At 44.3% G+C, this 11,503-nt stretch carries 7 protein-coding genes and 1 pseudogene; 4 read left to right on the top strand and 4 right to left on the bottom strand.

Translation table 11 applies throughout. From position 1 onward, the window contains the following. The 4 genes from K6Y31_RS21415 to tkt all read right to left on the bottom strand — a co-directional run. Window positions 1-2,242, bottom strand: a 2,242-nt coding sequence (locus K6Y31_RS21415; protein WP_233055072.1) for a retention module-containing protein, incomplete at its 3' end; no start/stop codon positions are given. A gap of 345 nt (window positions 2,243-2,587) precedes the next feature. Next, on the bottom strand, window positions 2,588-3,664 hold the full coding sequence (gene fbaA / locus K6Y31_RS21420) for a class II fructose-bisphosphate aldolase (RefSeq protein ID WP_233055073.1): 1,077 nt from the start codon (window positions 3,662-3,664) through the stop codon (window positions 2,588-2,590). Between the two features lie 106 nt (window positions 3,665-3,770). Beyond that, window positions 3,771-4,937 (bottom strand): phosphoglycerate kinase, encoded by a 1,167-nt coding sequence (locus tag K6Y31_RS21425; RefSeq protein WP_233055074.1) that lies wholly within the window; start codon window positions 4,935-4,937, stop codon window positions 3,771-3,773. A gap of 501 nt (window positions 4,938-5,438) precedes the next feature. Next, entirely contained in the window at window positions 5,439-7,430 is a 1,992-nt protein-coding gene (gene tkt / locus K6Y31_RS21430; RefSeq protein WP_233055075.1) for a transketolase, read from the bottom strand. Window positions 7,431-7,733: 303 nt separating this feature from the next. On the opposite strand from tkt, the gene K6Y31_RS21435 reads away from it, so the two are divergent. The 4 genes and pseudogenes from K6Y31_RS21435 to K6Y31_RS21450 all read left to right on the top strand — a co-directional run. Next, window positions 7,734-9,026, top strand: coding sequence for a chloride channel protein (locus K6Y31_RS21435; RefSeq protein WP_233055076.1), 1,293 nt, complete (start codon window positions 7,734-7,736; stop codon window positions 9,024-9,026). 201 nt (window positions 9,027-9,227) lie between these two features. Beyond that, entirely contained in the window at window positions 9,228-10,382 is a 1,155-nt protein-coding gene (metK, locus tag K6Y31_RS21440) for a methionine adenosyltransferase (protein WP_233055077.1), read from the top strand. A gap of 18 nt (window positions 10,383-10,400) precedes the next feature. After that, window positions 10,401-10,916, top strand: a complete 516-nt coding sequence (locus K6Y31_RS21445; RefSeq protein ID WP_233055078.1) for a SprT family zinc-dependent metalloprotease — start codon at window positions 10,401-10,403, stop codon at window positions 10,914-10,916. 88 nt (window positions 10,917-11,004) lie between these two features. Beyond that, window positions 11,005-11,379: pseudogene (locus K6Y31_RS21450) on the top strand (endonuclease); the annotation flags it as partial. Window positions 11,380-11,503: the final 124 nt, after the last annotated feature.

An 11,503-nucleotide genomic window follows, 5' to 3' on the forward strand; every position in this document is an offset into this window, starting at 1 on the left:
GGCCGTTTGATACCGCCCATGTTTGGCCGCCATCTAAACTCACTTCAAAAGCGGCTTCATAGTCACTGCCATCCGCCGTGCCATCTGCCAGTGACAGGGTCAACACGCTGCCCACGGCCGCTTTGCCTACGTTAACCGTGAAGGTCGCTTGCTCACCTTCTATGACGTCAACATTGTTGGCATTGGTATTAGGGTTAACTATCAGGCTTGTGGTGTCATTATCAGCAATAGTGGTGGTAACAACACTGTTGCCTTTCACTAGGTTTTCAAAGCCACCGCCATCGGTAGTGCCTAGGGTGACATTAAACTGCTCATTACCTTCTTCTATCGCATCATCAATTGTAGCAACGGTAAAGTCAGTTGATAGAGTACCCGCTTTGATCACCACGTTTTGGGTTTGTGCAATCACGTCACCGTTATCAGTGGTGATATGACCAGTGATCACTTGTACCGTTAAATCCGTAACAGCAGGTTTATCAATGGTGACTGTATATGAAGCACTTTGGCCTTCGATAACTGAATTTGAGCCTGTTAGAGTAAGATTTGCTGTGTCTTCAATACCTGGCGTCGTTGGGATATTTGGACCAACATCGTCATTAATCGTTGCAGTACCTACACTGGTTAAAGTTTCATTACCACTGACTAAAGTTGTATTAAGTTGGTACGTTTCTGGCGACTCTGCGATCGCATCATCAATTGTCTGAGTACGGACAAGCACGGTCTGGTCGCCACCATTGGTAAGCGTAACGGTGCCATCTGAAAGACTCCACGTTTGACCACCATCCAAGCTCACTTCAAATGTGGCATCATAGTCGGCACTATCAGCGGTGCCATCTGCTAATGATAAAGTTAATACACTGCCTGGTGCAGCTTTACCTATATTGACGGTAAACGTGGCTTGCTCACCCTCAACCACATCAACGTTGTTCGCATCAAAGTCTGCGTTAGTGGTTAATGTTGTGCTGTCATTATCGACGATTTCAGTGGTTACAGTGCCTTGGTTTGGCTCAACATTGACAGCTTCAAATGCGCCATCATTATCCGTAATAGATTTGATCGAAACCGTGATCGTTTCTGTTGACTCAGGAAGTGTATCTTCAAGAGTGGTGAGGGTGAATTGACCTGAGCTGGCAGGCCCAGATACCACTACCGATGTAACACCAGTAAAATCAGAGCCATCTTCAGCGGTACCCGTATATTCAAATTCAACAGTAATGGTTTTACCATCAGGAACTGCTTCACTTAGAGTAATAGTGTACGGCGATGTTGTTTCACCTTCTGTCACAGACGTCGGACCAACTAAGCTGACAAATACAGTATCGTTCGCTTCAGGTGTTGGAGACGGATCAATGGCACCTTCGCCTGCATCGTCATAAATAGTGCCATCAATTACTGCAACTTGGGTGTTATCACCGGTGACTAATGTCGCTTCCACTTGGAACGTTTCTGCTACCTCACGGATCGCGTCATCTGTGGTTTCAATGCGTACCATTACAGTCGAGCTTCCGTCTACCGTAATAGGTGTATCTGCGTACTTACTCCAAGTTACTCCGCCATCAGTACTGATTTCAAAATCTGCAACGTAATCGCTGGTACTTAAGGCTGAACCATCTTTCACAGTCAAAGACAGTAAAGAGTCATTTGCGTTACTCACCACCACCGAAAATACAGCGAAGTCACCTTCGGAAACGTTCACATTTTGCGAGTCGATGTTGGCATCAGCTGAAGTTAATATAACCGATGGAATAGTAGGAACACTAGGTGCTATTTCAGTAGTAGGGAGAGGGTCAACTGAATCAATGTTTTCAGGGACAGGAGAGTCAATCCCGTTAGTATCGTAGCCGGCGCCAGATAGTAATTGCTCACCTGTTCTAGAAATACCTGAGCTACCACTAATACTTGATCCCGCAACCGCCTCTTCACCAGCAGCAGGGGCTTCAAAGTCATCGAGTTGTGTTGGATCGGCACCAGCAAGTAACGCTTCCTGCAGAGCGGCAATTTCGCTTGCAACGGCGCTCGGTATATCGCTATCCCCATCACTCACTGTTGCAGCTTGGAATACCTCAGTGTCATCAACTGGCTCTAAGTTAAAAGCATCAAAACTCGTCGCTTCTATTACCTGGCCCGGCTGAACTTTATCACCAGGCTTCAATAAGGTTTTAGAGCCATCACTATTAACTAAAAAAACCTTTCCATTTACAGCACTTACAACAGAAACTGACTTAACAGATAACGAAACCATAGTTTTCCCTCGGTATTCCATTCAGGCTATCCAATACTTTGGACCCAATCCTTGGCCGCCTTACTATTCCTTTATGGGTATCAAATTTTTACGTACTACTTATACATAGTACTAATAATGTGCAGTCTATAACATATCTAAAACAGATAAAACATACTCGTTAAATAACCTGAGTCAGTCTCACTTATGTTGAGCAAATGTTAAGATAATTATGCTGTATGTCACATATATAACGGACATAATAGGTAGGTGCTATATCGGCAGAAAAGAGAATAAGTTTAGCTTTAAAAACAAAAAAGCCAGTCATTAAGACTGGCTCTTGAAAAATTTAAAGACTGCTTTAAATTATAAAACGTCGATTGCGTTTAGGTCTGAGAATGCTTTCTCAAGACGAGTAACCATAGAAGCTTGACCAGCACGTAACCAAACGCGTGGATCGTAGTACTTCTTGTTTGGCGCAGATTCGCCAGTTGGGTTACCGATTTGACCTTGTAGGAATTCACGGTTAGCAGCTTCGTATTGACGAATACCATCCCATGTTGCCCACTGTGTATCAGTATCGATGTTCATTTTGATTACGCCGTAACCGATAGACTCTTGGATTTCAGCTTCTGAAGAGCCGCTGCCACCGTGGAATACAAAGTTAAGTGCGTTAGGTGCGATACCGAATTTCTCAGCACAGTAAGCTTGAGAGTCACGTAGGATAGTCGGAGTAAGTACAACGTTACCTGCTTGGTAAACACCGTGTACGTTACCGAAAGATGCTGCGATTGTGAAACGTGGGCTAATTGCGCTTAATTTTTCGTATGCATATGCAACGTCTTCTGGAGAAGTGTAAAGCTCAGATGCGTCCATATCAGAGTTATCAACGCCATCTTCTTCACCACCAGTACAACCTAATTCGATTTCTAGTGTCATACCCATTTTAGCCATGCGCTCTAGGTACTTAGCACAGATTTCGATATTTTCTTCTAATGATTCTTCAGAAAGGTCGATCATGTGTGAAGAGAAAAGAGGCTTACCCGTTTGTGCGAAGAACTCTTCACCTGCATCTAGTAGTCCGTCGATCCATGGTAGTAGTTTTTTAGCAGCGTGGTCAGTATGAAGAATAACAGGTACGCCGTAAGAAGCAGCTACCGCGTGAACGTATTTTGCACCCGCTACTGCACCAAGAATCTGTGCGCCTTGACCTTCAAGTTTCACGCCTTTACCAGCGAAGAAACCAGCACCGCCATTAGAAAACTGAACAACAACTGGTGCTTTAACTTTAGAAGCAGCTTCTAATACACCATTGATAGAGTCAGTGTTTACTACGTTAACCGCAGGAAGAGCGAATTTGTTTGCTTTAGCGATTTCGAATACTTTTTGTACGTCGTCGCCAGAGATAACACCTGGTTTTACAAAATCAAAGATCTTAGACATGAATATAATCCTATTTATCTGTCACACTGAATAAAAGATTTTCGGCGCACATTATACACAAAAGCGCGCCATAAAAACCGGGAGCGTGAGCTCCCGTTCTATTTAATTACGCACGCGACTCAAGCATCGCGACAGCTGGAAGTACTTTACCTTCAACAAACTCAAGGAAAGCACCGCCGCCAGTTGAAATGTAAGACACTTTGTCTTTAATACCAAACTTGTCGATAGCAGCGAGTGTGTCACCACCGCCCGCGATAGAAAAACCTTCGCTTTCAGCAATCGCTTGGGCAATCACTTTAGTACCGTTAGCAAAGTTTTCAAACTCAAATACGCCAACAGGGCCGTTCCAAAGAATGGTTTTCGCTTCGCGAATGATTTTAGCTAATGCTTCAGCTGAATCTGGACCTAAATCGAAGATCATGTCTTCGTCAGCAACATCGCCAGCCGCTTTAATGGTACCTACGGCAGTTTCTGAGAACTCAGTGCCCACAACAACGTCGGTCGCCACTGGAATAGCACACTCTTTCATTAATTTTTGTGCTGTCGGGATCAAGTCTTCTTCACATAGAGACTTACCAACATTTTTGCCTTCAGCAGCAATGAAAGTGTTTGCAATACCGCCACCAACAACTAGCTGGTCAGCAATTTTCGAAAGTGATTCAAGTACTGTAAGTTTAGTTGAAACCTTAGAGCCACCAACAATCGCAATCATAGGACGAGCAGGCTTGTCCATTGCTTTACCAAGCGCTTCAAGTTCAGCTGCTAATAATGGACCAGCACAAGCGATGTCAGCAAATTTAGCGATGCCGTGAGTAGACGCTTGGGCACGGTGAGCTGTACCAAATGCATCCATTACATAAACATCACATAACGCAGCTAGTTGCTTGCTTAGCGCTTCGTCATCTTTCTTCTCGCCTTTGTTAAAGCGAACGTTTTCAAGAACAACCACTTCGCCTTCATTTACTTCAAGGCCGTTTAGGTAATCTGTTGCTAAACGCACAGGCACATCTAATGCTTCGTTTAGGTAATCAACAACAGGTTGTAGTGTAAAAGGGGCATTCTCTTCTGCAGTGCCACCTTCAACAGGACGACCAAGGTGAGAAGTGATCATAACTTTAGCGCCTTTTTCAAGGGCTAATTTGATGGTTGGAATTGACGCTAGAATACGTGCGTCAGATGATACTTTGCCGTCTTTGATTGGCACATTAAGATCTTGACGAATAAAAACACGTTTGCCGGCTAAATCCTGTTCAACCATTTTTTTTACTGACATGTTCTGTCCTCTAACTGTAAGTTATGAAAATTAAAATCAACACAGGAAAACGCCTGCTTTCCTTTATAAACTCTAAAAGTTGTATCTGATTGATGGCTTTTATTAGGCATCAATTTGGTTACATTTAGCTTGATTTACATCAGTAACTGTAACTTTTTTTCTTTTTTGTCGTTTAAATGCCATTTATTCCGATTTTACCGGCGTAGACGAGCACACTTAACAAGCAACACATTGCACGTCAAAAAACAGCTTTAGCACCACTTACAACTGATCACGTCGCGAATAAGCAGAGTTTAATAGCATTACCATACTAAAACGCATAATTTGCCGACAAAATAAACAAATTAAAATCGGCAAAAGCTGTAGTAATACTACCACATTATATTGAAATCACACTAGCTAGCAAAAAAATGAAGCTGGTTTGATGATACCTATTTAGAAAAATACCACAAAAAAAGCCGCTTATAATAAGCGGCCTTTTATCAAACGAGTGATAGAAGCTTAAAGGCTTAGTGCCTGCTCTACTACGTTTTCAACTGTGAAGCCGAACATTTTAAATAGTTCACCTGCTGGCGCAGACTCACCAAATGTTGTCATACCGACGATCTTACCGTTCAGACCTACATACTTGTACCAGTAATCTGCAATACCCGCTTCTACTGCGACACGTTGTGTTACTGCTGCTGGTAATACTGACTCTTTGTATGCTGCACTTTGCGCATCAAATACATCAGTACAAGGCATAGATACCACGCGAACCGCTTTACCTTGAGCTGTTAGCTCTTTTGCCGCAGCTACCGCTAGCTCAACTTCAGAGCCAGTTGCAATTAGGATGATGTCTGCTTGGCCATCACAATCAACTAATACGTAACCACCTTTTGCTGCATCAGCAAGCTGCTGTGCATCACGCGCTTGTGGCGCTAGGTTTTGACGACTGAAGATCAACGCAGTTGGGCCGTCAACACGCTCAATAGCGTATTTCCAAGCAATCGCAGACTCAACTGAGTCACATGGACGCCACGTGCTCATGTTAGGAGTTAAACGTAGGCTTGCAATTTGCTCAACCGGTTGGTGGGTTGGACCATCTTCACCTAGACCGATAGAGTCATGAGTGTAAACGTGGATAGCGCGTTGCTTCATTAATGCAGCCATGCGCAGTGCGTTACGTGCATATTCCATAAACATCAGGAACGTTGCGCCGTAAGCGACAAAGCCACCGTGCAATGAAATGCCGTTCATAATGGCAGACATACCAAATTCACGTACGCCGTAGTGAATGTAGTTACCGCTTGCATCGGTTGGCTCAAGTGCTTTCGAACCAGACCACATAGTTAGGTTAGAAGGCGCAAGGTCAGCAGAGCCACCCATGATTTCAGGTAACAATGCACCGAAAGCTTCTAAACAATTTTGTGATGCTTTACGTGTTGCCACGTTTGGCTGGTCAGCTTGCAACGCAGCGATGTAAGCAGTTGATTTCTCTTCCCAGTCGGTCGGTAGTTGATTATTAACACGACGTTCAAATTCAACCGCTAATTCAGGGTATGCCGCTTTGTAAGCTGCAAATTTTTCGTTCCAAGCCGCTTCAGCCGCCGTTCCTGAATCTTTGTTATCCCACTCACCGTAAATATCAGCTGGAATATCAAATGCTTCGTGCTTCCAACCTAGGAATTCACGCGCTGCTTTAATTTCATCTGCGCCTAATGGAGCGCCGTGACAATCGTGACCGCCCTGCTTGTTTGGTGAGCCGTAACCAATAATTGTTTTACAACAGATTAGCGTAGGACGCTTAGTTTCAGCTTGAGCCGCTTCGATCGCCGCTTTAATCGCCGTTGCATCATGGCCATCAACACCTGCAATAACATGCCAGCCGTAAGCTTCGAAACGCTTCGGCGTATCGTCAGTAAACCAGCCTTCTACGTCACCGTCGATTGAAATACCGTTGTCATCCCAAAAACCAATCAACTTGCCTAGACCTAATGTACCGGCTAGTGAACAAGCTTCATGAGAGATACCTTCCATTAAACAACCGTCGCCCATGAAAGCGTAAGTGTAATGGTCAACCACATCGAAATTATCACGGTTAAACTGAGCAGCCAGTGCTTTTTCCGCTAAAGCCATACCAACAGCATTAGTGATACCTTGGCCGAGTGGACCAGTCGTGGTTTCAACGCCTGGTGCATAGCCGTATTCTGGGTGCCCCGGTGTTTTTGAATGTAGCTGACGGAAATTCTTCAGATCATCAATAGATAGGTCATAACCTGATAGATGCAATAGAGAATAAAGCAGCATAGAGCCATGGCCATTTGATAACACGAAACGGTCACGATCCGCCCAGTTAGGGTTAGTTGGGTTGTGCTTTAAAAAGTCACGCCATAGCACTTCTGCTATGTCGGCCATCCCCATAGGGGCGCCAGGGTGACCAGAATTGGCCTTTTGAACTGCATCCATACTAAGAGCACGAATGGCATTTGCTAGTTCATTACGAGAAGGCATGAGATCTCCTGCATTAATCTAAGTGTTGCTTGGATTTGGGGTTTCTGGTTGATAAACAAGCTTTACTTAGATTGAAAAAGTAAGACTCGTGTTTTCGAACCAATATAGAGGGGTCGTATTCTCCCAAGATGCCTGAGCTAGTGCAATCTTCTTTTGTAAAAAAAATAAGCAATTTAGCAAAATAACGAAACAGTCAAACATTCTTAACCTAAGCTGTTGCCAGCTAAGCCTATTAATCAACCTTAATTTAGCCTAAAATATGCCCGCCTCAAAAACGTATCAGATTGTTAAATAAGAGTAATAATGCAAAGTGCTAGTACTGGTATAAAACGCACATTATTAGTTACCATCATAGGTAGCCTATTGTGTGCGGGTTTAATCCTTGTCTTTAGCCGCCTTTCAAAAATTGAACTGATTAGTTTTATCTTGCAATACTCTTGGCTGTATCTGGCTATTCCCTTTGTCGGCGCCATTTTTTTAGCCTTGCTCTTTCGTTATTTCAACCGCTACGCCAAATCAGGATTACCAGTGGTCGTCATGGGCTATCACTTTGGTGATGGTAAGTTTCAGCTGGGCAATGCAGTGTTTCAATATGTCGCGGCCATTATTGCCCTTGTGTCAGGCTTTGCCGTCGGCGCAGTCGGCCCCGCCCTTCACGTTGGCGCCGCTAGTATGAACTTGTTGGGGCAATATTTTCATCTTAACGATACGCGATTAAAACAACTAACAGCCTGTGGTGCGGCCAGTGCCATGGCGGCGTTATTTCACACACCGATTACCGCGATCTTTTTTGTCCAAGAAACCATTGTGCGCCGCTTTCAATGGCAGACCTGTGTATTCATTAGCATTTGCGCATTTTTTTCAGCTTGGATCGCTCGGCAATTAGGCGCATTCGAATTTCATATCGACACGCAAAGTTTTCATTATCAACTGACGCTCATTCCAGAACTTATCGTAGTCGGCGTAGTTTGCGGCGTACTGGCAACCTTAATGCTAAAATTAATCCGCTTAACTGCGGATAATGTGATGCTGCCTTATTGGGGTAAGTTCTTACTGGCTGCAGCGGCCACCTCAATAGCGAGCTTGTTTGGCACTGAAGTATTGGGCCTCGGTAGCCAATTACTGCAAGTATTACTCTATGCCGATATCGGCTCTCAACTGGTTTTAACCTGGTTAATCGTACGTTTTTTAATTAGCACTATCGCTATCGGGGCTGCCATTCCGGGCGGAGCTCTTGGCCCAAGTTTATTACTTGGGGCACTAACAGGACACTGGCTTGCCTATCTGTTACCCAATGAAACACCGCAGGTATTTGTCTTAGTCGGCATGGCCGCCTTTTTTGGCGCGGTGCTCAAAAGCCCTATTTCGGCGACGTTACTAGTGGTAGAAACCACCGCAAACGTCAACCTCGCTCTGCCTTGCTTGGTCGGCTCTGCTACCGCACATTTGGTGCAAACGCGGATCCTCGGACAAACGAATCTCATCGAGTTATTATTAGCGAGGCAAAATATCCTTTTGAAGAATAGTCCTAGCCTGTTAAGTAAAAACAAAACTCAGGCGTCCTCCTCAAGTGGCAACGATACCACTACAAACTAGTTAATTACGCTGCTCTTAATTAAAAATTTAATAGATAACACCGTTTTACACAGAAACAGCCTGCTCTTTCATCCTATTGACTCATAATTACGTACTGCAAGTTGAAAAAAAATCTGGAATTATTCTCAACTATGAATAGAATAGACGTCCAGATGGTAATCCATCCAAAAGTTTTCACTCACTGAAAGGAGCCACAGTATCATGGCCAGACATTTATTTACTTCTGAATCCGTATCAGAAGGTCACCCTGACAAAATTGCAGACCAAATCTCCGATGCTGTGTTAGATGCGATCCTAGAGCAAGACCCCAAAGCGCGCGTGGCCTGTGAAACTTACGTTAAAACCGGCATGGTCATGGTCGGCGGCGAGGTCACCACCTCAGCTTGGGTAGATATTGAAGAAATTACCCGTAAAACAGTGCGTGAAATTGGTTACACCAGTTCAGACATGGGTTTTGATGCTGACTCTTGTGCGGTATTAAATACCATTGGTAAACAGTCACCAGACATTAACCAAGGCGTCGATCGTAGCCGCCCTGAAGATCAAGGTGCAGGTGACCAAGGCTTAATGTTCGGCTATGCGTCTAACGAAACAGAAGTGCTAATGCCTGCTGCTATCACTTATGCTCACCGTCTTGTGAAAAAACAAGCAGAGGTACGTAAAAGTGGCAAGCTAGATTGGCTACGCCCGGATGCAAAATCACAAGTCACTTTCCAATACGACAACGGCATCATTACGGGTATCGACGCTGTGGTACTTTCAACTCAACATAAAGACTGTGTCACTACCGCGGATTTGCGTGAAGCGGTTATGGAAGAAATCATTAAACCGGTATTACCGGCGCAGTGGTTAAACAAAGACACACAATTTCACATTAACCCAACTGGCCGTTTTGTTATCGGTGGCCCAGTAGGCGATTGTGGTTTGACTGGTCGTAAAATCATCGTAGATACCTACGGCGGCATGGCACGTCATGGTGGCGGCGCATTCTCAGGTAAAGATCCATCAAAAGTGGATCGCAGCGCAGCCTACGCAGGTCGTTACGTGGCAAAAAATATCGTCGCAGCAGGCCTTGCTGATCGTTGTGAAATTCAAGTGTCTTACGCCATTGGTGTAGCAGAGCCAACATCGATAAGTGTTGAAACCTTTGGCACCGCTAAGATTGATGAAGACAAACTCACTCAACTAGTGCGTGATAACTTCGACTTACGCCCATACGGCATTTTAAAAATGCTTGATTTAGAGCGTCCAATCTACCAAGCAACGGCGGCTTACGGTCACTTTGGTCGTGATGAATTCCCATGGGAAAAAACCGATAAAGCAGAGCAATTACGCGATGCAGCAGGCCTAAAGTAAACACTTCCATCTTTTAAAGTGTTAACCACTAGCCAAAAAAAAGCACTCGAGCAGCAGGTGGAAGCCTGTTATCAACAAGCCGAGTGCTTTTTTGATCACGCCTTTCCTCGTCCTCGTGTACTGTTTACCCAGCGTGGCAAGATTGCTGGAACAGCGCATCTGCAAAAAAACCTATTAAAGTTTCACCCCATTCTTTATCAAGAAAACCAACAGGCTTTTCTTACCGATGTGGTGCCCCACGAAGTGGCCCACTTACTGGTTTATCTCGTTCATGGTCGCACCGCCCCACACGGACAAGAGTGGCAAATGATGATGAGCAAGGTAATGCAGCGCTCACCCGAGCGTACCCACCAGTTCGATATTAGCTCAGTGCAAGGCAAAACCTTTGCCTATCAATGCCAGTGCCAACAACATCAACTCAGTATTCGTCGCCACAATAAAGCCAGCAAGGGCGTGATTTACCTATGCACTGCGTGTAAAAAGCCATTACAGCCCCTTAACCTTCACAAGCCAAGGTTGAATATTAACCTGTAATAATGCTTTTTGTTATTAGAAAGACCTGTATTTTGTTATTTTTCAAGCATGATACTCTTAGCGCAATTTTAACTAACGATGTTCGACCATGCGCAGTTGTATTATTTTTTTACTTTTATTCATCAGCTTACCTAGCTCAGCAGAAATAAAATCCTTTCGCCAAGCGAAAAAAGCCATCAGCATTATCTACCAACAATACCCAGTCAGTTTTTACTGTGGTTGTGATATTAAAAAGCAAGGTAAAAAGCTCATTCCTGACCACCATTCTTGTGGCTATCAAGTGCGCAAACAAAAAACACGCGCAGCCCGCATTGAGTGGGAGCATGTAATGCCGGCTTGGGAAATGGGCCACCAACGTCAATGCTGGCAAACTGGCGGTCGTAAAAATTGCACCCGAAATGATAAAACCTTCAAACTAATGGAAGGTGACATGCATAATTTAGTGCCTGCTATTGGAGCCGTACCTGTCAAGGCATTTAGTAGACATTATCTCGCAGCCCTTTAACTATCTACTTTTTTCGGGATTCCACTTTAATAATAAGTTGACATAACTTTACCTGATTACCACTTAAACTCCGCTCCATTGA

Origin of the sequence: Motilimonas cestriensis (genome assembly GCF_021295315.1) — a bacterium.
In the GTDB taxonomy this organism is placed as follows: domain Bacteria; phylum Pseudomonadota; class Gammaproteobacteria; order Enterobacterales; family CBDFNC01; genus Motilimonas; species Motilimonas cestriensis.